This is a genomic window from Pseudoalteromonas sp. PAR1 (assembly GCF_947311895.1).
Taxonomy (GTDB): domain Bacteria; phylum Pseudomonadota; class Gammaproteobacteria; order Enterobacterales; family Alteromonadaceae; genus Pseudoalteromonas; species Pseudoalteromonas lipolytica_C.
The window spans coordinates 42,841-67,894 of record NZ_CAMZMY010000022.1; the positions used below are offsets into that span (position 1 = coordinate 42,841).

Annotated in this window: 29 protein-coding genes; 20 read left to right on the plus strand and 9 right to left on the minus strand. The window is 40.2% G+C overall.

Annotation, left to right across the window (positions count from 1 at the left end):
- The first annotated feature begins 54 nt into the window (after nt 1-54).
- On the plus strand, nt 55-435 hold the full coding sequence (locus QL229_RS16330) for a VOC family protein (RefSeq protein WP_138558680.1): 381 nt from the start codon (nt 55-57) through the stop codon (nt 433-435).
- 73 nt (nt 436-508) lie between these two features.
- Here the strand turns inward: QL229_RS16330 and QL229_RS16335 are convergent, their stop codons facing one another.
- Entirely contained in the window at nt 509-1,315 is an 807-nt protein-coding gene (locus QL229_RS16335) for an ion transporter (RefSeq protein WP_171040467.1), read from the minus strand.
- A gap of 88 nt (nt 1,316-1,403) precedes the next feature.
- Here QL229_RS16335 and QL229_RS16340 point away from each other — a divergent pair, with 88 nt between their 5' ends.
- The 7 genes from QL229_RS16340 to QL229_RS16370 all read left to right on the plus strand — a co-directional run bounded on the left by QL229_RS16340 (nt 1,404) and on the right by QL229_RS16370 (nt 4,170).
- Nucleotides 1,404-1,610, plus strand: a complete 207-nt coding sequence (locus QL229_RS16340; protein WP_135926471.1) for a hypothetical protein — start codon at nt 1,404-1,406, stop codon at nt 1,608-1,610.
- Complete coding sequence (locus QL229_RS16345; RefSeq protein WP_138558678.1) at nt 1,603-1,875, plus strand: hypothetical protein; 273 nt, start codon at nt 1,603-1,605, stop codon at nt 1,873-1,875. The genes QL229_RS16340 and QL229_RS16345 overlap by 8 nt, the downstream gene beginning before the upstream one ends.
- A 2-nt stretch (nt 1,876-1,877) precedes the next feature.
- On the plus strand, nt 1,878-2,318 hold the full coding sequence (locus QL229_RS16350; RefSeq protein WP_135926473.1) for a hypothetical protein: 441 nt from the start codon (nt 1,878-1,880) through the stop codon (nt 2,316-2,318).
- Nucleotides 2,319-2,377: 59 nt separating this feature from the next.
- Complete coding sequence (locus tag QL229_RS16355; protein ID WP_036971837.1) at nt 2,378-2,572, plus strand: YwbE family protein; 195 nt, start codon at nt 2,378-2,380, stop codon at nt 2,570-2,572.
- Entirely contained in the window at nt 2,569-3,096 is a 528-nt protein-coding gene (locus QL229_RS16360) for a DUF4240 domain-containing protein (protein WP_135926474.1), read from the plus strand. The genes QL229_RS16355 and QL229_RS16360 overlap by 4 nt, the downstream gene beginning before the upstream one ends.
- 212 nt (nt 3,097-3,308) lie before the next feature.
- On the plus strand, nt 3,309-3,722 hold the full coding sequence (locus tag QL229_RS16365; protein ID WP_199527695.1) for a DUF805 domain-containing protein: 414 nt from the start codon (nt 3,309-3,311) through the stop codon (nt 3,720-3,722).
- A gap of 55 nt (nt 3,723-3,777) precedes the next feature.
- Complete coding sequence (locus tag QL229_RS16370) at nt 3,778-4,170, plus strand: DoxX-like family protein (protein ID WP_135926476.1); 393 nt, start codon at nt 3,778-3,780, stop codon at nt 4,168-4,170.
- 1 nt (nt 4,171) lies between these two features.
- On the opposite strand, the gene QL229_RS16375 is transcribed toward QL229_RS16370, so the two are convergent.
- A complete protein-coding gene (locus QL229_RS16375) occupies nt 4,172-5,068 on the minus strand; it encodes a LysR family transcriptional regulator (RefSeq protein ID WP_135926477.1) in 897 nt (298 codons plus the stop codon).
- 120 nt (nt 5,069-5,188) lie between these two features.
- Here QL229_RS16375 and hutH point away from each other — a divergent pair, with 120 nt between their 5' ends.
- From hutH to QL229_RS16410, 7 genes are all read left to right on the plus strand, one after another.
- Nucleotides 5,189-6,694, plus strand: coding sequence for a histidine ammonia-lyase (gene hutH, locus QL229_RS16380; RefSeq protein WP_138558677.1), 1,506 nt, complete (start codon nt 5,189-5,191; stop codon nt 6,692-6,694).
- Entirely contained in the window at nt 6,694-8,694 is a 2,001-nt protein-coding gene (locus QL229_RS16385; protein ID WP_138558676.1) for a urocanate hydratase, read from the plus strand. Before hutH ends, QL229_RS16385 begins: the two co-directional genes overlap by 1 nt.
- A 121-nt stretch (nt 8,695-8,815) precedes the next feature.
- Nucleotides 8,816-9,226 carry a GFA family protein gene (locus QL229_RS16390; RefSeq protein ID WP_138558675.1) on the plus strand — a complete coding sequence of 137 codons (411 nt, stop codon included), beginning with the start codon at nt 8,816-8,818 and terminating at the stop codon, nt 9,224-9,226.
- 91 nt (nt 9,227-9,317) lie between these two features.
- The gene (locus tag QL229_RS16395) at nt 9,318-9,710 is read left to right on the plus strand and encodes a hypothetical protein (RefSeq protein ID WP_138558674.1); all 393 of its coding nucleotides are present in this window, start codon (nt 9,318-9,320) and stop codon (nt 9,708-9,710) included.
- 26 nt (nt 9,711-9,736) lie between these two features.
- Nucleotides 9,737-10,099, plus strand: coding sequence for a hypothetical protein (locus QL229_RS16400; RefSeq protein ID WP_138558673.1), 363 nt, complete (start codon nt 9,737-9,739; stop codon nt 10,097-10,099).
- Nucleotides 10,100-10,366: 267 nt separating this feature from the next.
- Complete coding sequence (locus QL229_RS16405; RefSeq protein ID WP_138558672.1) at nt 10,367-11,179, plus strand: AraC family transcriptional regulator; 813 nt, start codon at nt 10,367-10,369, stop codon at nt 11,177-11,179.
- A 75-nt stretch (nt 11,180-11,254) separates the two neighbouring features.
- The gene (locus QL229_RS16410) at nt 11,255-11,812 is read left to right on the plus strand and encodes a YbhB/YbcL family Raf kinase inhibitor-like protein (protein WP_138558671.1); all 558 of its coding nucleotides are present in this window, start codon (nt 11,255-11,257) and stop codon (nt 11,810-11,812) included.
- Between the two features lie 882 nt (nt 11,813-12,694).
- On the opposite strand, the gene QL229_RS16415 is transcribed toward QL229_RS16410, so the two are convergent.
- A complete protein-coding gene (locus tag QL229_RS16415) occupies nt 12,695-13,126 on the minus strand; it encodes a hypothetical protein (protein ID WP_062567998.1) in 432 nt (143 codons plus the stop codon).
- Nucleotides 13,127-13,309: 183 nt separating this feature from the next.
- Between QL229_RS16415 and QL229_RS16420 the strand changes: the two genes are divergently transcribed.
- Nucleotides 13,310-13,765, plus strand: a complete 456-nt coding sequence (locus QL229_RS16420; RefSeq protein WP_138557665.1) for a hypothetical protein — start codon at nt 13,310-13,312, stop codon at nt 13,763-13,765.
- A gap of 59 nt (nt 13,766-13,824) precedes the next feature.
- On the plus strand, nt 13,825-14,301 hold the full coding sequence (locus tag QL229_RS16425; protein ID WP_281547168.1) for a mechanosensitive ion channel domain-containing protein: 477 nt from the start codon (nt 13,825-13,827) through the stop codon (nt 14,299-14,301).
- A gap of 54 nt (nt 14,302-14,355) precedes the next feature.
- On the opposite strand, the gene bfr (QL229_RS16430) is transcribed toward QL229_RS16425, so the two are convergent.
- The 6 genes from bfr (QL229_RS16430) to QL229_RS16455 form a co-directional block, all read right to left on the minus strand.
- Nucleotides 14,356-14,820, minus strand: a complete 465-nt coding sequence (bfr, locus tag QL229_RS16430) for a bacterioferritin (RefSeq protein WP_062567995.1) — start codon at nt 14,818-14,820, stop codon at nt 14,356-14,358.
- 11 nt (nt 14,821-14,831) lie between these two features.
- A complete protein-coding gene (bfr, locus tag QL229_RS16435; RefSeq protein WP_054552096.1) occupies nt 14,832-15,305 on the minus strand; it encodes a bacterioferritin in 474 nt (157 codons plus the stop codon).
- 209 nt (nt 15,306-15,514) lie between these two features.
- On the minus strand, nt 15,515-17,650 hold the full coding sequence (locus tag QL229_RS16440; RefSeq protein ID WP_138557666.1) for a TonB-dependent receptor: 2,136 nt from the start codon (nt 17,648-17,650) through the stop codon (nt 15,515-15,517).
- A gap of 163 nt (nt 17,651-17,813) precedes the next feature.
- The gene (locus QL229_RS16445; RefSeq protein ID WP_138557667.1) at nt 17,814-18,149 is read right to left on the minus strand and encodes a DUF3703 domain-containing protein; all 336 of its coding nucleotides are present in this window, start codon (nt 18,147-18,149) and stop codon (nt 17,814-17,816) included.
- Between the two features lie 26 nt (nt 18,150-18,175).
- Nucleotides 18,176-19,246: a PepSY-associated TM helix domain-containing protein gene (locus QL229_RS16450; protein WP_138557670.1), complete on the minus strand. Its 1,071-nt coding sequence runs from the start codon at nt 19,244-19,246 to the stop codon at nt 18,176-18,178.
- Nucleotides 19,247-19,310: 64 nt separating this feature from the next.
- Nucleotides 19,311-20,171 (minus strand): cation diffusion facilitator family transporter, encoded by an 861-nt coding sequence (locus QL229_RS16455; RefSeq protein ID WP_062567993.1) that lies wholly within the window; start codon nt 20,169-20,171, stop codon nt 19,311-19,313.
- A 169-nt stretch (nt 20,172-20,340) separates the two neighbouring features.
- On the opposite strand from QL229_RS16455, the gene QL229_RS16460 reads away from it, so the two are divergent.
- Genes QL229_RS16460 through QL229_RS16470 form a run of 3 tightly spaced genes read left to right on the plus strand, consistent with a single transcriptional unit; the run spans nt 20,341 to nt 25,021 of the window.
- Nucleotides 20,341-20,718 carry a hypothetical protein gene (locus QL229_RS16460; protein ID WP_135926494.1) on the plus strand — a complete coding sequence of 126 codons (378 nt, stop codon included), beginning with the start codon at nt 20,341-20,343 and terminating at the stop codon, nt 20,716-20,718.
- Nucleotides 20,719-20,776: 58 nt separating this feature from the next.
- On the plus strand, nt 20,777-21,901 hold the full coding sequence (locus QL229_RS16465) for an efflux RND transporter periplasmic adaptor subunit (RefSeq protein WP_281547169.1): 1,125 nt from the start codon (nt 20,777-20,779) through the stop codon (nt 21,899-21,901).
- A gap of 9 nt (nt 21,902-21,910) precedes the next feature.
- A complete protein-coding gene (locus QL229_RS16470; RefSeq protein WP_281547170.1) occupies nt 21,911-25,021 on the plus strand; it encodes a CusA/CzcA family heavy metal efflux RND transporter in 3,111 nt (1,036 codons plus the stop codon).
- The last annotated feature ends 33 nt before the right edge of the window (nt 25,022-25,054 follow it).

Genomic DNA, 25,054 nt, shown 5'->3' on the forward strand with positions numbered 1-25,054 from the left:
TAGCTGTACGCGATATGCTGAAGCAACGAATAAAGCATTACATTGGAGTGACAAATGAATCTCAATCAGGTGACGTTACCTGTAAAGGATATGAACGAAGCGGTGGCTTTTTACTTAACACTGGGAATGATTCAGATTGTGGATACCCCGCATTACGCACGCTTTCAATGTCCAGATGGTGATGCCACATTTTCGCTGTCATTAGAAACTGAAGAGTTTAGTAATAGCGCGGTAATATACTTTGAACATGAGCAGCTCGATGAGCTTTATGCAAGCCTTGTTGAAAAAGGCATTAGTTTTGAACAGCCACCAACCGCCCAGCGCTATTTATGGACGGAAGCAATTCTAAAAGACCCATCAGGGAATAAAATTAAATTGTATTGGGCAGGAAAGAACCGCTTAAACCCACCATGGAAGGTAGAAAAACGAGGATAAAAAAGGCGCTAAGGTCTTGCCCCTAGCGCCTAATATCTAAAAGCTATTATCTAAAAAGTAAGCTCTAAACGTTTTACTGCTTTTCTTTCAGTAATTGTTTTAGTTCGGCCATTTCAGCTTGCAGCTGAGCAATCTGCCCTTTGGTAGCTGGCATGTCGGCATCAGATGTTTGCTCTTCGCGGGCGTTGCGATGCTCTTCAGACATAACTTCTAAAATTGCACCAACCATCATGTTTAAAAATACAAAGGCTGTTAAGAAGATGAACGTTAGGTAGAAAATCCAGCTGAGCTCATACACAGCCATAGTTTCGTACATAACATCAGTCCAATCTTCAAACGTGGCAATTCTGAACAGGGTGAGCATAGAAATAGATACATCGCCCCATAATACCGGGTTAATATCAGCAAATAACATGCTACCCATAGCGGCATAAATATAGAAGATCACAAACATGAGTAGGGCGATATAGCCCATTTGTGGAATGGCTTTTAAAAGCGAGTTAACCAGCAGTCTAAGTTCTGGGATCATTGATACAAGTCGCAACACGCGGAAAATACGTAGTAATCGAGCGATAAAAATTGTTGAACCAGCTGCAGGGTAAAGGCTACCAACTACGATTATAAAATCGAAAATATTCCAACCTTTGCTGAAGAAATCTTTAAAGCCCCGGCTTGCAATAAAGCGGATCACTAGCTCAACTAAAAAGAAAACCGTGATGCCTAAGTCCATCCAATGTAAGGCAAGCTCGGCCGTTGGATGAAGTGAATAGGTGTGTGCCCCGACTGTTAATGCCGAAATAACAATAACAGCAATAACAAATGATTGAAAAATTTTACTTTTATCGATACGCTGAAACAGCTGTTGTAACTGCGACAACATCATATAGAACCCTTTGGTAATAATATTTAAACCCACGCAATATACAGGAAAATGCAGCACCAATGTATAACTACATAAAGGAAATTAAATGTTTTTTAATGCTTTAAAATTGGCCGTAATCGCGACTGTTGCTGTGTGTTTATCAGCGTGTAGCTCAGATGCCCGTTATCATGAAATTCAATCGGCACGTTTAAGTGAATGCAATTATATGGCTGATAAAGAGTATCACGAGTGTGTAAAGCGCCAGCAGGACAGTTACGAAGAGTTTAAAAAACAACAAGCAGAACATGACTAAAACTGAAAAACGTCAAGACAAAGCAATTCGAATTGCGTTAACACAAGCGTGTGAACTAGCAAAAGACCAGGTACACGAATTTTCATGGTTAACTCATACTGCTGATCTAAAAAAGCTACCGCAATCACTAAAAGTAAGTTGTTATTGTAAAGAACTGCCGTTAACCGCTGAGCAAACCCAGTTAATTACCAATCTAATTATCAAAGAATTGAGCGCTGTAGATTTAGCTATCAATGCAAAAGCAATTTCATTTTTAAAGGAATAATGATGAATTTAACCTCAAAAAAGTTAGTTACTCTAAATTTAGCACTGGCTGTGCTATGTGTTGGGTTCGGTGTCTATAGTGTGCAATCAGGCCCACATACTCTTGTATCTTATAACGGGTTTATATTTGCAATCGGTTTTATGGTGCAGGCCTATCGCTCAACAGAAAAGTTTGCAGCCAAAACAGCCCTTAGTAAAACACTCACGACAACAGACACAAGCCTAACAGTTAAGCAGGTTTATTATGGTGATAAAGAAGAGACACTTGAATTAAGCCGTATTACCCAACTGAAAGTTGCTGATAACTATTTAGCCGTCATATTAGATGGCAACGGCCAAGGTTACGACTTTCAAATTAAAGGCAAGGCTGATGCTATCATTAAACGCTTAAATGAGATATTGCCAAAGGAGCTGCTTAAAAACAGCCCAATCAAACAGGTTTAATTTGGTAAGCCAGCCGCAAATAGCTATAATCGGCAAAAATTATTGAAAGAGATTTTGCAATGGCAGTGCCTACGCGTTCACAAATTTCAATTGGCTGCGAAGTCAACATTGTATTAAAACAAGATCAACGAACAGGTCAGTTAACTCAAGGCGTGGTGTCACGTATTTTAACTAAATCACCGAATCACCCGCATGGCATTAAAGTTCAACTTGATGATGGTCAAGTAGGGCGCGTGAAAGAGATTTTATCATGAGTGTTTTAAGCGAAAGTGAATTTTGGCAACTCGTGACCGCCGAAGATAAAACTGCTGAGCCTGAGTCGGTTTGTAATGCATTAAAAGCAAAGCTGACTGATTTATCTGACGAACAGCTGATGGAATTTGATAAGCAGTTTAACCTACGTATGCGCAAAGCCTATACCTGGGACTTATTTGGTGCCGCTTATGTAATGGCCGGTTGTAATGACGATTATGGTTTCTCTGAGTTTTTATGTTGGCTTATTTCACGTGGTGAACAGGCGTTTTTAAAGGCGCTTGAAAACCCAGACTCAATTGCAGAGTGTACGCCGGTTTATCATTTAAACGAACAGCCTTACCCGTATTTAGATGAATACGATTTAATTGCCGGTATGCTTTACGAAGAACGTAATGACGACGAGTTACCTTTTATTCCATCAGGTCTTGAGCAACCAAAAGGTAAACGCTTTAAAGATAAAGCCAAGTATTTAAAACAAACCTATCCAAATTTATATGCCAAATATTGGCAACAACCGAGTTAATTAAAAGCACCTTCATGGTGCTTTTTTTATGCTCTGTAAGCTACTAACTTAGGGTAAAAGGTTACATAAAAAGAGCTAAGAAATTTATTAGTACCCAAATTAACTAAATTTATGTTATCTTATTCTTGCTAAAACTAGTTTAGTTAATGTTATAAATCAGTGAGCTAACAAATAATAGTAGCTTACTAAAACACAATTCAAAGGAAATGACAGTGTCAGAAAACGTATATCAAGCCCCAGAATCAAATGTAGTATCAACTTCAACAGAAACAACAAGCCTTAGTGTAAAAGAAATACTATTTTCTTTTAACGGCCGCATTCCTCGCAAAACCTATTGGTTTTCAGTACTAGGAATGATTGCTGCTTCATTCGTTTTAATGTTTATTGCCGCATTGCTTTCGGGTGGTAGCGAATCAGCTATTTCTATAATTATGCTTATCTTATATGTGCCACTTATATGGTGTTCGCTAGCTATTCAAATTAAACGCTGGCATGACCGTAATAAATCAGGCTGGTGGGTACTAATTGGTTTTGTTCCTGTAATCGGTGGGATCTGGGCACTCATAGAAAATGGTTTCCTAGCAGGTGATGCAGGTGAGAACCGTTTTGGAAAACCAACAGTATAATACTTATATGTTGTGTGTTCTTTTAAAGAACACACAACACGTTTAATAGGGTATTATGAAAAATCTAACGGTAGTGCAAATTTCACGGTTTATTATTAGCTTTACTTGGCTTTACCATGGCCTTTTCCCAAAAATTATCCATATCTCTCCACTTGAACAACGGATGACAGCCAGTTTTGGTTTTAATGCCGAAATATCAATGCTCATAACACGAGCTGCTGGGGTTGGTGAAATCATCTTTGCGGTGTTGTTTTTTATTTTCTATCGTTCAATTTTAATCAATATAGTCAATATTTTATCTTTAATAGGTTTAATACTGTTTGTAGCTTTTTTACAACCAGCACTATTGATTGAAGCATTCAATCCGGTGACTACAAATCTTGCGTTGATCGCGTTTAGTACTGTACTAATAATCGAGCTCAAGAATAGCGAAACTAGCAATAAGTGAATTAAACACCATAGCAGTCTTTGATTTCTTTGATCATGGCGCTTGCAAGTGGTGAATTGGCATTTGTTTTAGAGGTTATTAATACAACAGGAATATCGTAGTGATATTTGTTTGGTTGAATAGCTTTAAAAATGCCTTTATCAACCCAGAACTGAGCATAGTGGTCGGGTAAATAACCAATAAATTCACCCGATAAAATCAAATGTGCGATACCTTCATCATGGTAGGCTACCGCACTATTTTGGTAGTTTAAGCCATCGTTTCTACTTTCTTTATCGCGCATGTAGTTACTGGTAATTACTTCAGCTTCTTTAATAAGCTCATTGATTTGTTTGTCTTCACACTCAAACAGTGGGTGACCGACTGCGCAATACAAAAAGTTAGTTTCGTTATGTAGGGCAGTGTAATCTAATCCGCGAATATGATGACGGCTAACACCAATACCTACTAATGAACGGCCATTGGCTACTGCGGTTTCTACCTCACGGGCTTCACAGACGTTAATATCAAACTGAATGTTTTTACCTTTGCCTTTTAACCTTGCAATTGCGCGGGGAATGGCGCAGCGAGGGTCACTTACCATGGTATCTATCATAGCAATACTTAAACGCCCCGATAGCTCGTTTTTAGAGCTTGCGACGGTATTAGCAAAGGCTTCGCATTGCTGAAGCAGTTCAATTGATGCTTGGTAGGTAATAGCACCTGCATCTGTAATTTCAAAACCACTGCGGCCACGTTTACATAATTTAATACCAAGCCTTACTTCTAAATCTGATAAATGCGCACTGATCGTTGAGCGGCCAATATTCAAACGTGACTCTGCGGCTGAAAGCCCGCCACACTCAACAATTGCGACAAAAACACGCAATAATCGTAGGTCTACATCATGAACTTGCATAGTGGCTCTTTTAGTTCGATAAATCTGGAATGAATAACGATAATTATGCATTTGTAAAACAACTAGAGCAAGCTAGACTGCCACTAATTAAAACTTAATCCTGTTTTTTAGGAGTTATAAATGACATTTAAGTATGGTGTTGACCAATTAACGATAGATAACGTTAATGCGATTGCAGCCGGTACGTTACAGGCAGAGCTTTGCCAAGAAGCCATTGATAAAATAAATAAAAGCCGCCAAAACGTAGATAAAATGGCTGCCTCAGATAAAGCCATTTATGGTATCAATACGGGCTTTGGTCCACTGTGTGATACACAAATTTCTCCACAAGAAACAAACCTATTACAAAAGAACTTATTGATCACACATGCTGTTGGTGTGGGTGAGCCAATTGCTAAGCCTATTTCAAAGTTAATGCTAATCACCAAAGTACATGCATTAAGCCAAGGTTTTTCAGGTATTCGTTTAACTGTTGTTGAGCGTATGCTTAAGTTTATTGAACTAGATATTATCCCGGTTGTACCAGAGCAAGGCTCAGTTGGCGCATCGGGTGACTTAGCACCATTATCACACCTATTTTTACCGCTTTTAGGTGAAGGCGAGTTCTGGGTAAACGACACAATCAAACCCGCGGCAGAGGTATTAAAAGAGCATGGCTTAGAGCCACTTGAACTGCACGCTAAAGAAGGTCTTGCGTTAATCAACGGTACTCAGTTTATTTTATCGCACGCCATTACAGCGCTTACTAAAATGCGTTACTTATTAGACCTTGCAGATATTGCAGGCGCTATGAGCATTGAAGGTATGCAAGGTAGCCAATCACCGTTCCGTGAAGAATTACACGCTATTCGTGCTTTTAAAGGTAACGTTGAAGTTGCCGCACGTATGCGTAGCTTTTTTGCTAATTCTGAGAATATGGCCTCACATACCAATTGTGATCGTGTACAAGACCCTTATTCACTGCGTTGTATTCCTCAAGTTCATGGTGCGTCACGCAATGCGTATTACCACTTAAAAGAGCTTGCAGAGATAGAAATGAACTCAGTGACTGATAACCCAATTGTTATTAGTGAGGAAGAAGCGATTTCGGGTGGTGGTTTTCATGGTCAACCATTAGCTATGGCTTTAGATTATGCATCTATTGCTGCGGCTGAGCTTGGTAACATTGCTGATCGTCGTTGTTATTTATTGCTTGAAGGTTTACACGGCTTACCACGTTTATTAACCACATCGGGTGGCTTAAACTCAGGTATGATGATCCCGCAATATGTAACCGCTGCTCTGGTTACAGAAAATAAGTCATTGTGTTTCCCGCCATCAGCAGACAGCGTACCGACATCAATGGGCCAAGAAGATCACGTATCTATGGGAAGTATCTCTGGTCGTAAGTTAAACCAGATTTTAGGTAACCTAGATAAAATCTTTGCTATTGAGTTGATGTATGCAGCGCAAGCAATCGAATTTAGACGTCCTAACAAGTGCTCAGACATTATTGAAGAAAACTTTGCGCTCATTCGCAGCAAAGTTGCCAAACTAGAAGAAGACCGCTTACTTAAGCCAGACATTGATGCCATGGTTGCACTTGTTAAATCGCAAGCGTTCACAGTAAATTTAGGGAGCAAATAATGACTTTTCAAGAACAAATTAAGCAAGGTATTCCAAGCGTATTGCCAGAGCCAAAACCGTATCCAAGTGATGCAAACCGTGCTCCAAAACGTAAAGACATTTTATCGGCTGATGAAAAGCAATTAGCGATTCGTAACGCATTGCGTTATTTCCCTAAAGAATGGCACAAAGAATTAGCCGCTGAATTTGCCGCTGAGCTTAAGCAATTTGGCCGTATTTACATGTATCGTTTTAAGCCTAACTATGAACTTAAAGCGCGTTCTATTAGCGATTATCCGGCTAAATGTGAGCAAGCTGCCGCTATCATGTTAATGATCGACAACAACCTTGATCCCGCAGTAGCACAGCACCCAGAAGAGCTTATCACTTACGGTGGTAACGGTGCGGTATTCCAAAATTGGGCGCAGTACTTATTAACCATGAAGTACTTAAGCGAAATGGAAGAAGACCAAACGTTACACATGTATTCTGGTCACCCTATGGGGTTATTCCCATCATCAGTAGAAGCACCGCGCGTGGTTGTGACTAACGGTATGATGATCCCGAACTATTCAAAACCGGATGATTGGGAAAAATTCAATGCACTGGGTGTAACTCAATACGGTCAAATGACTGCGGGTTCATTTATGTATATTGGCCCACAAGGTATTGTTCACGGAACAACTATTACGGTCATGAATGCATTCCGTAAAGTGCTTGAAAAAGGCGAATCACCAAAAGGTAAGATCTTCTTAACTGCTGGTTTAGGCGGTATGAGTGGTGCGCAGCCTAAAGCGGGTAACATTGCTAACTGTATTACCGTGTGTGCTGAGGTTAACCCTAAGGCAGCTATTAAGCGTCATCAACAAGGTTGGGTTGATGAGCTAATCGATAACATGCCAGAGCTTGTCGAACGTGTACGTACGGCTCAGCAAAATGAAGAAGTGGTTTCAATTGCCTTTATCGGTAACGTGGTTGATGTATGGGAAAGCTTCTTAGCAGAAGATATTTTCATTCACTTAGGTTCAGACCAAACTTCACTTCATAACCCATGGTCAGGCGGTTACTACCCGGTTGATATCAGCTATGAAGAGTCAAATCGTTTAATTCGTGAAGAGCCAGAAGTATTTAAAGAAAAAGTACAAGCGACACTTAAACGCCACGCTGATGCTGTTAACAAGCACACTGCAAAAGGCACTTACTTCTTTGATTATGGTAATGCGTTCTTGTTAGAAGCATCACGCGCTGGTGGCGATGTAATGGCCGACAATGGTATTGATTTTAAATACCCATCGTACGTACAAGATATTCTTGGCCCAATGTGTTTTGACTACGGCTTTGGCCCGTTCCGCTGGGTATGTACCTCAGGTAAACCAGAAGATCTTGATAAAACAGATGCCATTGCTGCAGATGTTTTAAATAAAATCATGGCGGAGTCGCCTGAAGAGATCCAACAGCAAATGCAAGACAACATCACTTGGATCAAAGATGCGAAGCAAAACAAACTCGTTGTTGGCTCGCAAGCTCGTATTCTTTATGCAGACGCACAAGGCCGCGCTGAAATCGCTAAAGCCTTTAATGATGCCATTAATCGTGGCGAGATAGGGCCAGTTGTACTTGGGCGTGACCACCATGACGTAAGTGGTACGGACTCACCTTTCCGTGAAACATCAAACATTTATGATGGTAGCCGCTTCACAGCAGACATGGCGATTCATAACGTAATTGGTGATGGTTTCCGCGGTGCTACTTGGGTATCTATCCACAATGGTGGCGGTGTAGGTTGGGGCGAAGTGATCAACGGTGGTTTTGGTATGCTACTAGACGGTAGTGAAGCTGCCGAGCGCCGTTTGAAATCTATGCTATTATTTGATGTAAATAACGGTATTGCTCGTCGTAGTTGGGCGCGTAACGAAGAAGCTAATTTTGCGATTAAACGTGAAATGGCTCGTACCCCTAAACTTAAAGTGACCTTATCGAATAACGTTGATGATGAAATTTTAGCAAACTTAGATTTCTAAGTTTTGTTAATGCAAAAAGGCCATGTTTTAGACGCAACATGGCCTTTTTTATTGCCTTAAGTTTTTAAATAGCGCATCGTTTAGGGTATAAATTTTTAGCTTAGCGAATAAGGAGATAGATATGACTAAAACACTTACTGGTGGATGCTGCTGCGGCGAAGTGAGTTATAAAGTAACTGACAACTTTAAACGTTTTTTCTTTTGTCATTGCGAGCAGTGTCGAAAATTATCAGGCACAGCACATGCCGCAAATTTGTTTACCTCCCCTGATGCTATTGAATGGGTAAAAGGCCAACAGCACATTACGCGATTTAATTACCCTGGTCGTGCGTTATCACGGGCGTTTTGTAAAACCTGTGGTTCCGCTTTGCCATTCACTGCAAAAGATAACAGCTATTTGCTTGTTCCTGCAGGCAGTTTAAACGAAGAGCCAAGTAAAGAATTAGACGCGCAAATTTTCTGTGAAGAGCAAACCGAATGGCATAAAAATGGCCTAAATGGCAAAAAGTTGATTGGTTTTGGTCGCGATTAAGTTCGTTGATAATTTGCTTTCTTGTGGATAAAGTTTGACCAATTAATCTAGTTTCATTAATCTGTAAACACATTTTAAAGGGAGGTTTAATATGTTTAAAGTTTTAACCTTAGCTGCTTTAGTCTCGTTAGCAGTACCTACAAACGCAAATGAAATTACAGCTGAGTTTCTTAAAAAAGAGCTAGAACTTGCTCATTCTCAGTACATAAATGGCTCACATGATAGTGCGCTCTATGCGTTAAATTCACTTGCAAGAATTCTTGAGCTTGATACTGCTAAAACTCTGCAAACAGAAATAGGCCCAAATAATCTTGCTTTTACTTATCTTCGAATTGGAATCATTCATGAGCATGCAGGTGATCAGCAGCAAGCCAATAGCTATTTTGCCAAAGCGATGAATGCTCACCAAGGCAAAAAACTTCAGCTTGCAGAGCTCAAAGCTTATGTAACTAAATTAGACAAATCAGCTGCTCACTTAATTTAAATATAACTGGAAATACAAAGAAAACGATGATCAAATGGCAAGAACTAACTAAATATCAAAAAGCTGCATTTTGGTGCTTGATAGCTATTGTTGGTTGGTTCTCACCTGAGATTGCACTGTTATTTCATTTTGGTGGAATAGAAGTTGTATTTGCTTTTTTAGCAATGTACAGCTTGCCAATCATCAGAGTAGCGTGTTCTTACCTTCAAAAAATTAGAGAAAACCTGTTACTTGCCTATGTGTCATTTCAAAAAAGTGCCTCTGGTAAACCCAACGTGTTTTTAATGCAAACTGCATTTTGCTGTCTTGCAATTGCACTCACCGGATCATTTTCTTTTGCAATGGTATTTTTAATGCCAGGGATGATGTTAAACAGTATGCTTGGCTGATTGGGTTAAAGTTAGCAAGTTGCGAAAGTAAAGTTTGTAGGAGGCGTTTCAACGCCGAACAAGTAGCAGCGATTTTACATCGCGTCCTAGAGCCTAAACCCTAGTACCTAATGTATCCTACCGTAGACGTGAAACTTTTTTCGCACCTTTGTAGGTCGTGCTTTGACGCGTTTAAAGTGTAAAGTTAGCCGGTAGCGTTTTACGCCGAATAACTAAGAATCACGGTCCAATCCGTTCCTTCGAGTCCAATAAAAAACACTGAAAAATATGAATGAATTGATAGAGGTAGGTTTAAACGCAGTAAAGCAACATCAGTATTTACCGTTTTCGATTTATTGCGCTAATGATGAACAGCACATAGTTAATGTGCCTATCGCAAAACCATTACTTGTCGTTGTGTTGTCTGGCAGTAAAAGACTAATTGATACAGAAGAAGTTAACTGCAATGCAGGCGATTTTGTCTTTATGGCAAATACACCTAAGGTTGCAATGCGCAACATTCCGCAAAATATTGGTTATATGGCGTTATTGATTGAGTTTGATTACACAGACTTTGAGTGTTTGAAATATCAATCGGGAGCAAAGAAAAAGTTCATTAATGGGCAAGTAGACTCTTTGTTTCAAATGTCCTTAAAACAATTTATTGAATGGGCTGCAGTAACACCACCACAATTATGGCCAATTAGAAGGCAAGAGCTTCTACAGGTGTTATTTTTGCAGGGCTTTATTGATTTAGGTTCAATCATTGAGCCACCAACACTGACTCATAAAGTGCATACTATTATCACCAGTGATTTAACACGAGATTGGGATGCAAACAGTATTGCAGCTAGTTTAGCGATGAGCGAGTCTACACTCAGAAGAAAGTTAACCGCAGAAGAAAGTAGTTTTCAGTTAATTAAAGACAAAGCGCGTTTAAGCCATGGACTACATTTAATTCAAAGCAGCTCAGAGCCTATTGGAGCTATTGCGCAGCAATGTGGTTTTTCGTCGCAATCTAGATTCACAGATAAATTTAAACTGTTGTTTAATACGACTCCAACAGCTCTTCGTAAAACAATAATGAGCGAAGTAGGCTAATAATTGACAGTTTTGGTAGTAATTTGATCTCTCTTTGCTAGGTATTATGATTATTCTTATTAATCGGAGAATATTATGAAATCATCAACATTGAAATTTGCCACGCCATTATTCCTGCTATGTTTGTCTGGCACCACATTCGCTGAGTCTTTTACCTTAACAAGCAAAGACATTGCCCATGGTGACTTTATGGAGAGTGCGCAAGAGTTTAAAGGGTTTGGTTGTAATGGCGATAACCTTTCTCCACAACTTGCTTGGCAAAATGCACCTAAAGGAACTGAAGCATTCGCATTGACCGTTTATGATCCTGATGCCCCTACAGGCAGTGGCTGGTGGCATTGGCAAGTTGTGAATATTCCTAAATCAGTATCAAGCTTAGCGAGCGGTGCTGGAAATGCTGACAAGAATGCTTTGCCTAAAGGGAGTATGCAAATAACAAATGATTATGGTTTTAAAGGCTTTGGCGGTGCCTGCCCACCAGAAGGTCATGGCGCTCACAGATATCAATTTACACTGCATGCGTTATCACAAAAGCTTGAATTACCAGAGAACGCATCAGGTGCGTTAGCAGGTTATATGATCAATGCTTATTCGCTTGATTCAGCAACAATTGAAGCGCTTTATAAGCGTTGAGAGAGTTAGCGAGCTGCAAGAGTAAAGTTAGCGAGTTTCGAGCGTTTGTAGGTCGTGCTTTAGCGCGATTAAGGGTAAAGTTAGCGAGTTACAAGTTTACAAGGGCGTTTTAACGCCGAACATCTAAGGTTCACGGCTGAAGCCGTTCCTAAGTGAAAATTTCCACGGTTTTTGTCGCCATAAATGGCGACCTACAAGGGCACTCGAAGGCGTAAAATTTGTTTCGCGCGATATTATGTAGGTCGTGCTTTAGCGCGATTAAAGGGTAAAGTTATCGAGTTACAAGTTTACAAGGGCGTTTTAACGCCGAACATCTAAGGTTGACGGTTGAAGCCGTTCCTACGTGAAAATCTCCACGGTTTTTGTCGCCATAAATGGCGACCTACAAGAGCACTCGATGGCGTGAAACTTGTTTCGCGCGATATTATATAGGTCGTGCTTTAGCGCGATTAAAGGGTAAAGTTATCGAGTTACAAGTTTACAAGGGCGTTTTAACGCCGAACATCTAAGGTTGACGGTTGAAGCCGTTCCTACGTGAAAATCTCCACGGTTTTTGTCGCCATAAATGGCGACCTACAAGAGCACTCGATGGCGTGAAACTTGTTTCGCGCGATATTATATAGGTCGTGCTTTAGCGCGATTAAAGGGTAAAGTTATCGAGTTACAAGTTTACAAGGGCGTTTTAACGCCGAACATCTAAGGTTGACGGTTGAAGCCGTTCCTACGTGAAAATCTCCACGGTTTTTGTCGCCATAAATGGCGACCTACAAGGGCACTCGAAGGCGTGAAACTTGTTTCGCGCGTCTGCTCTTAAAAAGTAGCGGTAGAAAGAGGCCGCTACTTGTGAAAGTGTATGGCCTCAAACATCATTGACTCGCAACTTTAATCATCTTTCTTTGCTTTTTTCGCGAGGATTTCAACCTCGGCTTTTTCGGTCACACCAGCCATACTAAGTGCTGTGCTGCCTACAGATTCATATTCAAGTTTTATTTTATCGAGTTTAGCGTCGTTTTTGTCTGGTAAACTTAAGCTACGTGATGACATCCCTTTGGTTAGAACACCCAGGTTTTCAAATACCTTTTCTTCACCATTATTCATGATGACTTTAATACTTTTAAGGTTCACTGTGCCATGTGTGCATTTAACCTTAATGTGACTATAACGGCTGCTGGTAATAGGGTTTACGGTATCAGTTTCGCTCTTGTAACTAACTTTTTTCTCAGCGATAGTTTTCCACTCGTCATCACCAGCAAAACTATGTGTACTGGCTAATGTTAGTAAAGTAGTTAAAGCTAATAGTTTAATTATTTTCATTTGATTCCCTCCAAAATTATGATCATTCAAAGATATAGCACATAAATAAAGTAATTGCTTATCTAGAAATGACAAAATAAAACCAAATTCATATTTTAGTCGTATTAACAATATGGTTCTTAAATTCACCAAGCTTAAATGGCATGCTATGCTAATTAAGTGTTTATAGTTTATGGAATTTAAATGAGATCTTACTTTTGGATAGTTGCTTTTTTGTTCTCAAACTCAGCGTTAGCAAGTGCATTGCTAGATGTTAAGCCGAGTAATAAAACCCAATTTTTGTCTTTAATTAAAGATAAACAAGGGGAGTATGCAGCCAAAGAGGGCAGTGACGCAGTTTGCCAAAATGCATCGTTCTCATTAATCAAAACACCCACACAAGGTTTTAGTTTAGGCACGCTAATTGACTTTAGTGATTTGCATAACGGTACGCAGGTAAAAAAAATCCCCAACTTTTGTGTTGTTAGCTCGAAGCTAAAGTACTTTGTAAATGGTATTGTTAGAACCAAGCGCTACTTTCGCTGTGATAATGAAGACGATAATGGCTCAACAACTGAAGATCTGCGTTTTAAAGATAATGGCAATATCACTTATACATTGGATAAACCTGACGTTTCATGTGTGTTTGAAAAACAATAAATGTTTTCCTCATGCAAATTTAAGCCTATGATGGGCTTTATTTTTTAATTGAAAGCCTTATGACTAGCCAACTTATTCAAGCATTTTTAGTGCTTGCTGCCTTTTATATTGCAAGCCTCATAATTGACCGGGCAATTAAACAGTTTCAACGTCGGTTTGATTCAACTGCACTTGAAACTTTCCGGCTAATCTCTAACTCACAGCGCGCTATTTTATTATTCATTGCTATTGTGCTTGCGTTATCGAAACTCGGTTTTGATGTTGCGGCGTTGGTTGCAGGCTTAGGCTTAACGGGCTTTGCACTGGGTTTTGCGTTGAAAGATGCTATTTCAAACCTAGTTGCTGGTGTCATGATTGTGCTTTATAAACCTATTAAGCTTGGTAATTACATAGAAGTGAGTAATTCAAAGGGCACTGTGATTGATCTTAATTTGCGCTATATCACAATTAAAGGCAAAGGAGCTGTGCATTTAATCCCTAACTCTTTAATTTTAAGTAATAAAGTGTCAATCATTGATCGTGAAGACGATCAATAGCAAAAACTAGCTATAAAAAAAGCAGCCTAGGCTGCTTTTTGAAGTTTTAGCAAATTACATTTGAGATTGCAGGTAATTTTCAAGCCCTGCGGTTTTGATTAACTGCTGCTGTGTTTCAAGCCAATCAATCTGTTCTTCTTGCTCATTTAAGATGTTATCGAGCGCTTCACGGCTGATGTAATCTTTTTTCTCTTCAGCAAGTTTAATTGCTTCTTTAAGATCAGGTAATGAATCAAGTTCAAAGCTCATGTTAGCTTCGATCATTTCTTCAGAGTTTTCACCAATACGTAGTCGACCTAAATCTTGTAAATTTGGTAAACCTTCTAAAAACAAAATACGCTCGATTAAACGGTCGGCATTTTTCATTTTTTGAATAGATACTTTGTAATCAGCTTTGTCTAATTTTGAAAAACCAAAATCTTTAAACATACGAGCGTGTAAAAAGTATTGGTTGATACCCACTAATTCATTCGCTAATACTTTATTAAGTGCAGCAATGACGCTTTTATCGCCTTTCATACAATTAGCCTCTATTCGCCCATTTGAGATTGGTGGTAGTTTTGGCTACCAATTTTGTCGATTAGACCAAGCTGTTGTTCTAACCAGTACACATGATCTTCTTCTGTATCAAATAATAGCTTTTCAAGCACTTCGCGTGATTGATAGTCTTTTTCTTGTTCACAGATTGCAATTGCTTCTTTAACACAATCAACAACTTCTAATTCAAGTGTTAAATCGTTTTGCATCATGCTTTTAACGTCTGAACCAATTAATAAATCACGACGTTTAGTCATGTTTGGTACGCCTTCTAAGAATAGAATACGTTTAATTAACCAATCAGCGTGGTCTTTTTCTTCTTCCATTTCGTGGTTAAGACGCTCATACAGCTTATTTAGGCCCCAATCGTCATACATACGAGAATGAATAAAGTATTGATCTATAGCGGCTAATTCGTTTGCGAGTAGTTTGTTAAAACTATCGATGACTTTTTGGTTACCTTTCATAATGCTGTCCTCGAATTCCAAGTTGCGGTAATTGTAGTATATAAAAACAAGATTGCAAACTTTTTCCTTTGTAAATCAGTTATTTACTATTGAGTGTGATTCTCGTTTAAGTTTGCGTTAATGGTTGATAAATGAACAATTTATCGTTTTTATTCTTAAATGAAAAAAGCCCTTACTAAGAAGGGCTTGTTGTTCTAATAAAAATTAATTTAGAAGCGATAAGTTGCACCAAGTGTTACAGTGGTACCTAAACCTTTAATGTTATAGCCACCGTAGGTGTATGACTGGGCGCGGGCAGGGTAGTAATCATTGTTAAATAGGTTTTCAACACCCATAAACGCTTGCCAGTTTTTACTAAAGTTATAACGACCGCTTAGGTTGAATAGATTGTAACTGCTAATAGGGCCTTGATCGCCAACATAGTCACCGTCTGCATTTGGTTCAAAGCGTTTGCGTGAACCCACATATAAATAACTCACCGTAAGTGATAATTCATCATTAGGCTGCCAGTTTAAGTTAGCTGTACCTTTTGGTGGGCTGATTTGGCGAGAACCTAAGTAAATATCGTCTTCGGTGTTTTTACCTTCAACATAGCTGTAAGTTGCAACCAGTTTTAGGGTTGGGTTAATTTTATAATCAACCAGTGTTTCGTAACCCCAAATCTCTTGCGGCGCACGTACTGGCTCATAAACACCCGTTGCTTCATTAAAGCTATTCGTGGTGCCAAATTCTGATGTGCTGCGGTAAGCTGCAAATTCAAAACGCAAGTCATCAAACTGTGAGGTAAAACCAACTTCATAGTTATCGATGATTGATGCTTCTGTTTGAATTAGACCAATATCGTTTACTGTTGCAGAGCGTAATAAGCGACCAATATCTGAAATATCAGACCCTTGCGAGTAATTGGCAAACGGGCTGAAGGCCTCAAGTAAATTGTATTTAACACCTACATTGTAAGTGGTTGCATCGTAATCAATGGTGTCACCTTTTACGCTAAGTGGTACTGAGCATTGTGTTGCTGAGCGGCACAGTTTTAAGGTTTCATAGTCCTCTACAGCAAGATCTATGCTTTCTTGGCGTACACCCGCTTTAATAACTAAATCATTATCGATTACCCACTTAGTTTGTAAAAAGCCAGCAAGGCTTTCCATATCCATTTCTGGTACCCAAACACGGCCATCTACAAGTGGCTGAGACGTCACATCATTAAGTGCATCTAGGCCATAAATGAAGGTGGCTTCAACATTGTCAAAATCAACAAGGGTATTAAAGGTAGCGCGTGCCCCTTTCTTTTCAGAGCGAATAATTGATTGGCCGCCTTCGTAGCCTTCTTCTGGGTTAGCTAAGTTTGTAGAAAAGAAAAACACATTCTCGATATCTTGCATGTAAAGGTCGAGCGTCATTTGAGTATTACTAAACAGGGCGTAGTCTGTGTATTTTAAGGTAATGTTTTCGTTACCATCTGGGCCTTGTGGTTTACCTTGCTTTTGCAGCTCTTTAGGTACATGAATGGCATAGGTTTTTTCGCCATCATTAAGATCCCCTACAACATCACCTAAATCGGTTTTTTGCTGAGAGCTAAAGTAGTTATAGCTAAATTGCAGTTGCTTCTCATCGTCAAAGTCATAACCAAGTTTGGTGAAGTAGTTTTCGGTTACTGCATCAGATAAACCGTACTGTAAGCCCAGAATATCGCCTTCGGCGTCACGTTGAACGCCATTTTCTTCGTAACTTGCGGTGAATAAATAGCTAATTTTATCGGCACGACCATTAATTGCCGCGGAGACTCGCGCACCAGCGCTTTCTTCTAGTTTTACTGCACTAAAACGTGACGAAAGGCTGATTTCACCCTCTGGCTTACCATCACTTGTTGCTTGTTTAGTGATGTAGTTAATAATACCGCCCGATGCACCATTACCATAAACTGAAGTCGCACCTTTGATCACTTCGATACGAGCAATGGCACTAGGGTCGAGTGTTTTAACCCCTAAAGAGCCGTTTCTCAGTGGTGTAGATTGTGGCACACCATCAATCATCACAAGTGGTGCACGGCCACGTAAACTCTGACCTGTGTTACTCGAGCTACCCGTATCTGGTGCAAGGCCAGGTACCATTTGCGCCAATAAGCTTTGTAGTTCTGGATTAACTTTTAAATGCTCTTCAATTTGCTTTTGGCTAATAATCGTGACTGAAGCGGGTACTTCATCAATGCTTTCAAATACACGGCTGCCTGATACAACAACGTGTTCCATTTCTTCTGCGGTGAGTTTTTTATTAATGGCATCATCAGCAAAAGATTGGCTACTTAGTGCGAGTGCAATCAGAGTAAGTGAAGTTTTTAACATGTTTATCCTTGTTAAATCAGTATTAATTATTATGTGATTGTGCGGAAGTCTAAATGTAAAGAAGTGTAAAGGCAAGGCTAATGATAATTATTTGCAATAATAATTATGGCTTTTTAGTTACTCGCGATAAGAAGGGTACAAGTAAGTGCGGTTCTAGTTGATGCTAGTTTAAGTAACGTTTTAGGTCATCAGGAATAGGCATTGGTTTGAAAGGGCTAACATTGGTGCCGCCAGTGTTACCGAGTGGGACCCAAATACGCGAAAACACAATTGACGCAGCCATGCGAGCAAACTGACCAATTATTTCCTTGGCATTATGGTTTTTAAAACCAATTTTACACATCCACCAATGTGAGTAAGTATGCGCAATGATATAGCTTTGGCCAAGAATATGAGCCCGCTCTAAGTGATAAAAAGCGCTTGTGTAATCCGTCTTTGCATAACTAGTTTTAGCCAATATCATTTCAGTGTTAAAGGCATGTTTGAGCTCATTGTTCATAGCAATTTTTTATTGATAAAAGTTGTTCATTTGTAATGCCGTTTGTACCAAAAGTAAACACCCGAAATCGTGAAAAATAACGGTGATAAAGCAAATAGTAACCATAGTAATTGCACAATAGGCCCTGCAAAATCACCAATATGAAACTTATATTTAAAGTTCCATGTTTGCGTGGTCCATGAGCTTTGGCTGGCATCATAGCTTGCAACAATATCTGCTGAATATGGGTTTGCCCATACCCAACTATAGGCATGGCTTTCACCCGGGTTCTCTATTCTAAAACCTATGTTATCAGTTGGTTTTTTCGGTAAATAAATTCTAAATAACTTACCCTCAGGAAATACAGTTTGTGCGTTATCAAACGCTTTTTGCACTTGAAAAGGCGTATCAGCTGAAGGGGAAATAACTGCTGGTGGTTTAGGTCTATCTTCAACTGTGCCTTGCATCACAAATTCTAATACGGCTTTGGTTTGTTCTTTCCAGTTAAATGCCATACCTGTGTAGGCAATTAAAATGAGTGGAATTAAAAAATACACACCTAGAACGGTATGTAGTTGATACATCAGCACTCTAAACTTTGCTTTACGCTTAATAGCCAAGCGCTTAATACGATTTTTTGGCTTTACCCAAATATAAAAGCCAAGCAGAATTTCAATAATAAGAATCAGCGCACACACCGATACCCAGTTTCTTAAAGGGCGGTTTTTATCGCCATCTTCATAAAGCAGCCAGCGGTGCAAAGCCATGGTAAAGCCATAAATTGTACTGTAGTAATCGTACTCATGTAACACTTGACCGTTGTATGGATTAACACTGACATAGCGGTTGTTTGCCAACTGTAATTGCCAAGCAAGATCACTGCGCTGCTCTGGCATTAACAGGGTAACGGGTTGTTTTGTTGTAGCTGAAACGTGTTGGATGAGGTCATCGAAATCTAGTGCTGAAGGTGCTGGCGTTACTGTCCATTTATCGCTTTGAGTAAGGTATTGAATGTCTTTTGCGTAAATAAGCAACGCGCCGGTCAAGCTTAAACAAATTAAAAATAAACCGCTTACTAAGGCAAGCAATAAATGCGTACGACGTAACCACAACTTCAACAAAGTTTGTTCCTTCAGTTTGCTGTTAAAACAAAACTGAATTGTAAATGATAACGCGATACATTTACACTAAAACTTGTTCAATGGTGCAGCTTTCAATAGCAAAGTTTTCATGTAAAAAGTGACGTATTTCATCGTTTTGAATGCTTTGCTTGGCACTAAACTTAAGCTCACAATGAATGTGATGGTCATCTATCTGCCATGTTTTAAGGTAATCAATATCAGTGATTGCAAATTGGGCTTTAAGTTCAGTGATAGCTTCTGGTAGCGCAAAACTATCGGGGGCTGCCTGCATTAAAATTTTACTGCTCGCTATTAGCAGCAAAATACCATGGTAAATGACGTACACCGAAATCAGCATGGTGGCAATTAAATCAACAACATACCATTGATAAAGAATAATTAAGGTACCCGCAATGATCACCACCACAGACGCTAATGCATCAGACACATTATGTATAAACGCAGCACGAATATTCATGCTGTCTTTCGCACCTGCTTTGTAAGTTAAAAGCGCGGTGAATAAGTCAACAACCAGTGCAAAACCTGCAACCCAAATGATGATCCAGCCGTCTATGGGCTCAGGGTTTAAATAGTTGGATATGGCTTCAACAATTAAGTAACCACCAATCACGATTAAACTTAAACTGTTAAATAAGGTTGCTAAAATTTCAGCGCGTTTATAGCCGTATTGATAACGATCATTGGCAGGTTTGGCACCTATTTTTCGGGCAATTATGGCAATGAATAACGATGAGGCATCACTTAAATTGTGCAGCGCATCAGCAATTAACGATAAGCTGCCAGAAACGAGGCCGCCAATCACCTGAGCGACGGTTAATAACACATTAATTACCACTGCCAGCATGAGTTGGCGGGTGCTTTGGTTATTTGTATCGTGATGGTGGTGGTGTCCGTGTCCCATAAAAATACCTAGTTATTGATTTGCTTTATTTTTATACCATGCGTGCTGTGGTATTGAAAAGTTTATAATGATTTGTTCGTGTACAGATTATAATTTTCTGTTCAAATGCTGATGGATTTGTTAATTTAACGCCGTTGTACCAATTTTTAGTTCTAATTTTAGGCTCAATGTGAAAGCTGCATTTTTTATTTTGATTAGCGTATTATTGCTCCAGCCCACGCTGGATAGCTTTGATGTGGCTGATCATAATGCTGCGTTTAATCACACCTCGGTACTACTATCTGAAGAAATTGATCTTGAAGCCCATTGCGCTATCAATGGCGATCATCAGCTACACCAATTAGAGCACACCGAACTTAGCAAACAGTTGTCTGATTCAGCCGAAAAAGGCCATTGTCATGTTTGTCACAGTCCTGTGTTTGTCGATTCGCTGCAATTGACCGAGCCTGCTGATACCTATTTTACTAAAATTGAATCTCTCGATTTAAACTTCACATCAGCAGATTTAGCACCGTTACATCGCCCACCTATTTTAGCTCTTACTTAATCCAAAACCCTTTTTAGATTTTATTTGGGCTTAGCCCATTTTAAGTAAGAGACGATATATGTTTTTAAGAAATTTTATGCGTTACGCATTACTGTGCGTATGCTTTATGTATGTGACAAATAATTCTGCGAAAGAAGCACATGAACATCAAGAAAATGAACAAGCTGAGCATGCTAATGAAGTCAATTTAACAGAGCAGCAACAGCAACTAGCTAATATCAAGGTTGAGCGCCTTGTACTGAAAACACACAATCAAACCTTATATGCACCGGGCGAAATTAAAGCCAATGGTTATGCCAGTTATGTGGTGTCACCGCGCGTTGATTCAATCGTTGTAAAGCGCCATGCCTTGTTAGGGCAACATGTCAATAAAGGTGACTCTTTAGTCACCTTATTTAGTGGCGAAGTTGCCAGCCAGCAAACTGAATTTAGATTGGCCGAAGCAGAGTTAAAACGGCTAACTAAAATGACACCAGGCACGGTGAGCAAAAAGCAAATCTTGACTGCCAAAGCCGAGTATGAAGTAGCTTATAGCCGCTTAGTTGCCTTTGGTTTATCAAAACAAGCTATAACTCAAACACTGACTATAAGCCCAGAAAAACTCGGCGAATACACCTTATTTGCACAAACATCTGGTGCTGTTTTAACCGATAACTTCGCACAAGGCCAGCGAGTTGATTCGGGGATTGAGTTGATGCTGATTGCTGATGAATCAGCGCTTTGGGTTGCAGCTCAGCTTTCATCGAACCAAGACCGTATTATTAATAATGGCTCGACAGCGCTGTTAGAAGTAAACGGTAATCGCTATCAAGCAACAGTCATTCAAGAAGCACATACCATTGATGAACAAACACGCTCACGAACCGTTAGGCTCGAAGTAAAAAACACTCAGCATAGTTTGCATCCGGGCATGTTTGCCGATGTGTATTTTCAGTTTGAAACAGAGCAAGCGGTACTTGCTGTACCAGAAAATGCTTTAACTCGCAGCGCAGATGGTGACTGGCAATTATTTGTTGTTGATGACGATGGTGGTTTTGCCGCACAAGAAGTAACCCTTGGCAGAAGTTTTGGTGATTATCGCGAAGTATTTGGTATTGAAGCCGGACTTGAGGTTGTCACCCAAGGTGCATTTTTTATTGCATCACAGCTAGCTAAAGGCGGATTTGATCCGCATAACCACTAGAGGTGACGCATGTTTAATTTATTAATTGAAGCGGTGATAAAAAATCGTTTACTGGTGCTATTGGCCTTACTTGCGGCGATTGCTGTGAGTTTATTTATGATCCCAAAACTCAATTTAGATGCCTTTCCTGACGTGACGAATGTGCAAGTTGCAGTTAATACCGAAGCGCCGGGGCTGGCGGCTGAAGAAGTTGAGCAGCTGATCACATACCCGATAGAAGCGGTTATGTATGCACTACCCGATGTAGAGCAAGTTCGTTCTATTTCTAAAACGGGATTATCGGGCGTCACTGTTGTGTTCAAAGAAGGTGTTGATATTTACTTTGCTAGGCAGCTGGTTTTTGAACGTTTGCAGTCTGCTAAAGAGTTGATCCCAGACGGTGTAGGTATGCCTACAATGGGCCCTAACACATCAGGGCTTGGACAAGTTTATCAGTATTTACTTGAAGCAAAGCCTGATGCAAACATAGATAGCATGGCACTACGTAGCTTAAATGATTGGGTGGTTAAATTACTTATATTACCTATTGATGGTGTTACCGATATTTTGTCATTTGGCGGTGAGGTCAAGCAGTATCAAGTAAACTTAAACCCCAATAAGCTACTAGCCTATGACTTAACACAGCAAGATGTTAGTGACGCACTAGATGCTAACAATAGCAATGTGGGTGGCTGGTATATGAACCGAGGCCAAGAGCAGCTGGTTATTCGTGGTACAGGTTGGTTTACCCCAGGCGAAAAAGGGCTTACTGAAATTGCGCAAACGCCTATCAAAACCATTGATGGTACGGTCGTTAAAGTGGCTGACGTTGCGAATGTTGAGCTTGGCAGTGAAATTCGCCAAGGCGCTGTCACCTTATCTAAACGCAATGATCAAGGCGAAATAGTCAATCGTGGTGAAGTGGTCACAGGTATCGTGCTCAAAAGAATGGGCGCAAATACCAAGCAAACGATTGATGGCATTAACGCGCGTGTCGAGATGATAAATCAAGCACTGCCAAATGGGGTTGAATTTAAAGCAATTTACGACCAAGCAGAGCTTATAAGCCAAGCGGTACAAACAGTTATTGATGCACTGCTTTTAGCTTTTGTATTTATTATCATAGTATTAGCGCTATTTTTGTTGGATTTAAGAGCAACATTTTTGGTGTTATTGTCGATCCCTATTTCGATTGGTTTAGCACTGAGTGTAATGGCATGGCTTGGCTTATCGGCTAACTTAATGTCATTAGGGGGTATAGCTGTTGCCATCGGCATGCTGGTAGATGGCTCGGTTGTTATGGTAGAAAATGTATTTAGGCACTTAGGGATGAAGCACAATCAACATAAGCCACCCGCCGAGCTGGTTGCAATTGCTGCTAAAGAAGTCGCACGGCCTATCTTTTTTGCCTCTTTGATTATTCTTACGGTATTTTTACCACTGTTTAGCTTTGAAGGCGTTGAGGCTAAGTTATTTCAGCCAATGGCTGTGAGTATTATGCTTGCGATTATTAGCGCTGTAATTGTTGCCTTAGTTGTGGTGCCAGCACTGTGTGTTTATTTATTTGCTAAGGGCGTGACAGTAAAGCAAAGTATCTTACTAAAACCTATCGATATGCTTTATCAACGGGCTTTACAAAAAGCATTGCAGGCTAAACGCAGCGTTTTAGCTATTGCAGGGTTATTACTAATTGTAGCGGCTGTTATGCTACCAAAGCTGGGTACTGAATTTGTGCCAGAACTTGAAGAAGGCACGATTAATCTACGTGTGACTCTTGCTCCATCTGCAAGTCTCGAAACAGCAATCTCAGTGGCTCCAAAGCTTGAAGCCATGTTGCTTGAATTTAACGAGGTGGAATATGCGCTGAGCCGAATCGGTCGGGCAGAAGTAGGGGGTGATCCTGAACCGGTTAACAACATAGAAATCTATTTAGGTTTAAAGCCACATGATCAATGGGTTAACGCGAATTCACGTGTCGAATTGCAACAGCTAATGGAAGCCAAGCTTGAGCAATTCCCTGGGCTTTTGTTTAACTTTTCACAACCCATAGCAACCCGAGTAGATGAGCTTTTATCGGGGGTAAAGGCTCAATTGGCCATTAAGTTGTTCGGAAGTGATTTGGCTGTTTTAAGTGAAAAAGGCCAACAAATTGAGCAGCTAGTTCAGCAAATACCTGGCGCTAAAGATGTCGCGATGGAGCAAATAGGCGGCGAAGCACAGCTTATAGTTAAACCCAACCGTTTGGCGTTATCGCGTTTTGGTTTATCGGTAGCTGATTTAATGGATGTAGTCCAGCACGGTATTGGTGGGCAATCAGCAGGGCAAATTATTAATGCCAATGAGCGCTATGATATTTATGTGCGTATAGCGCAAAGTTATCGCCAAAACCCAAATGTGATTGCTGATCTTCGACTGCGTACCCCCGCGGGTGCCATTGTTAGGGTAGGTGATGTAGCCGATGTACAGATTGAGTCTGGCGCTCCGCAAGTTCGTCGCGATGATGTTCAAAGACGCATAGTCATTCAAGCGAATGTACAAGGGCGTGATATGGGCTCTGTGGTTGCGGATATTCGTACTGCGATTGCTGATAAAGTGCAGTTACCAAGTGGTTACAGCGTGGCGATTGGCGGCCAGTTCGAAAACCAACAACGGGCACAACAGCGGCTTATGATAGTGGTGCCAGTGGCCTTATTACTCATCGCGTTATTGCTTTATTTTGCCTTTAGTAACTTATCGCAAGTGGTGCTTATTCTTGTTAATGTTCCTCTCGCTGTAATTGGTGGGGTGATTGCATTGTATGTCTCTGGGCAATACTTATCTGTACCTAGTTCTGTAGGGTTTATTACGCTGTTTGGTGTTGCTGTATTGAATGGTGTGGTGATGGTTGAAAGCATTAATCACCGAGTGGGTCACGGCGATAGCAAAGATAAAGCGGTATTTGAAGGGGCTGTTTCACGGCTCAGACCCGTACTAATGACCGCGCTTACTTCAATGCTTGGACTTATTCCGATGTTATTAAGCACAGGCATAGGGGCTGAAATACAAAAGCCACTTGCAACGGTTATTGTTGGCGGCTTGGTCAGTGCAACATTCTTAACTTTATTTGTACTGCCGGTACTTTATAAGTCGATGACTAAATAAAGCAAAATGGGGCTAACTTTTAGTAGCCCCTTT

Excerpts from the sequence above, each read along its gene's own strand:
- QL229_RS16330 (WP_138558680.1), top strand. The coding sequence starts at position 55 with ATGAATCTCAATCAGGTGACGTTACCTGTAAAGGATATGAACGAAGCG.
- QL229_RS16335 (WP_171040467.1), bottom strand. The coding sequence starts at position 1,315 with ATGTTGTCGCAGTTACAACAGCTGTTTCAGCGTATCGATAAAAGTAAA.
- QL229_RS16340 (WP_135926471.1), top strand. The coding sequence starts at position 1,404 with ATGTTTTTTAATGCTTTAAAATTGGCCGTAATCGCGACTGTTGCTGTG.
- QL229_RS16345 (WP_138558678.1), top strand. The coding sequence starts at position 1,603 with ATGACTAAAACTGAAAAACGTCAAGACAAAGCAATTCGAATTGCGTTA.
- QL229_RS16350 (WP_135926473.1), top strand. The coding sequence starts at position 1,878 with ATGAATTTAACCTCAAAAAAGTTAGTTACTCTAAATTTAGCACTGGCT.
- QL229_RS16355 (WP_036971837.1), top strand. The coding sequence starts at position 2,378 with ATGGCAGTGCCTACGCGTTCACAAATTTCAATTGGCTGCGAAGTCAAC.
- QL229_RS16360 (WP_135926474.1), top strand. The coding sequence starts at position 2,569 with ATGAGTGTTTTAAGCGAAAGTGAATTTTGGCAACTCGTGACCGCCGAA.
- QL229_RS16370 (WP_135926476.1), top strand. The coding sequence starts at position 3,778 with ATGAAAAATCTAACGGTAGTGCAAATTTCACGGTTTATTATTAGCTTT.
- QL229_RS16375 (WP_135926477.1), bottom strand. The coding sequence starts at position 5,068 with ATGCAAGTTCATGATGTAGACCTACGATTATTGCGTGTTTTTGTCGCA.
- hutH (WP_138558677.1), top strand. The coding sequence starts at position 5,189 with ATGACATTTAAGTATGGTGTTGACCAATTAACGATAGATAACGTTAAT.
- QL229_RS16385 (WP_138558676.1), top strand. The coding sequence starts at position 6,694 with ATGACTTTTCAAGAACAAATTAAGCAAGGTATTCCAAGCGTATTGCCA.
- QL229_RS16390 (WP_138558675.1), top strand. The coding sequence starts at position 8,816 with ATGACTAAAACACTTACTGGTGGATGCTGCTGCGGCGAAGTGAGTTAT.
- QL229_RS16395 (WP_138558674.1), top strand. The coding sequence starts at position 9,318 with ATGTTTAAAGTTTTAACCTTAGCTGCTTTAGTCTCGTTAGCAGTACCT.
- QL229_RS16400 (WP_138558673.1), top strand. The coding sequence starts at position 9,737 with ATGATCAAATGGCAAGAACTAACTAAATATCAAAAAGCTGCATTTTGG.
- QL229_RS16405 (WP_138558672.1), top strand. The coding sequence starts at position 10,367 with ATGAATGAATTGATAGAGGTAGGTTTAAACGCAGTAAAGCAACATCAG.
- QL229_RS16410 (WP_138558671.1), top strand. The coding sequence starts at position 11,255 with ATGAAATCATCAACATTGAAATTTGCCACGCCATTATTCCTGCTATGT.
- QL229_RS16415 (WP_062567998.1), bottom strand. The coding sequence starts at position 13,126 with ATGAAAATAATTAAACTATTAGCTTTAACTACTTTACTAACATTAGCC.
- QL229_RS16420 (WP_138557665.1), top strand. The coding sequence starts at position 13,310 with ATGAGATCTTACTTTTGGATAGTTGCTTTTTTGTTCTCAAACTCAGCG.
- QL229_RS16425 (WP_281547168.1), top strand. The coding sequence starts at position 13,825 with ATGACTAGCCAACTTATTCAAGCATTTTTAGTGCTTGCTGCCTTTTAT.
- bfr (WP_062567995.1), bottom strand. The coding sequence starts at position 14,820 with ATGAAAGGCGATAAAAGCGTCATTGCTGCACTTAATAAAGTATTAGCG.
- bfr (WP_054552096.1), bottom strand. The coding sequence starts at position 15,305 with ATGAAAGGTAACCAAAAAGTCATCGATAGTTTTAACAAACTACTCGCA.
- QL229_RS16440 (WP_138557666.1), bottom strand. The coding sequence starts at position 17,650 with ATGTTAAAAACTTCACTTACTCTGATTGCACTCGCACTAAGTAGCCAA.
- QL229_RS16445 (WP_138557667.1), bottom strand. The coding sequence starts at position 18,149 with ATGAACAATGAGCTCAAACATGCCTTTAACACTGAAATGATATTGGCT.
- QL229_RS16455 (WP_062567993.1), bottom strand. The coding sequence starts at position 20,171 with ATGGGACACGGACACCACCACCATCACGATACAAATAACCAAAGCACC.
- QL229_RS16465 (WP_281547169.1), top strand. The coding sequence starts at position 20,777 with ATGTTTTTAAGAAATTTTATGCGTTACGCATTACTGTGCGTATGCTTT.
- QL229_RS16470 (WP_281547170.1), top strand. The coding sequence starts at position 21,911 with ATGTTTAATTTATTAATTGAAGCGGTGATAAAAAATCGTTTACTGGTG.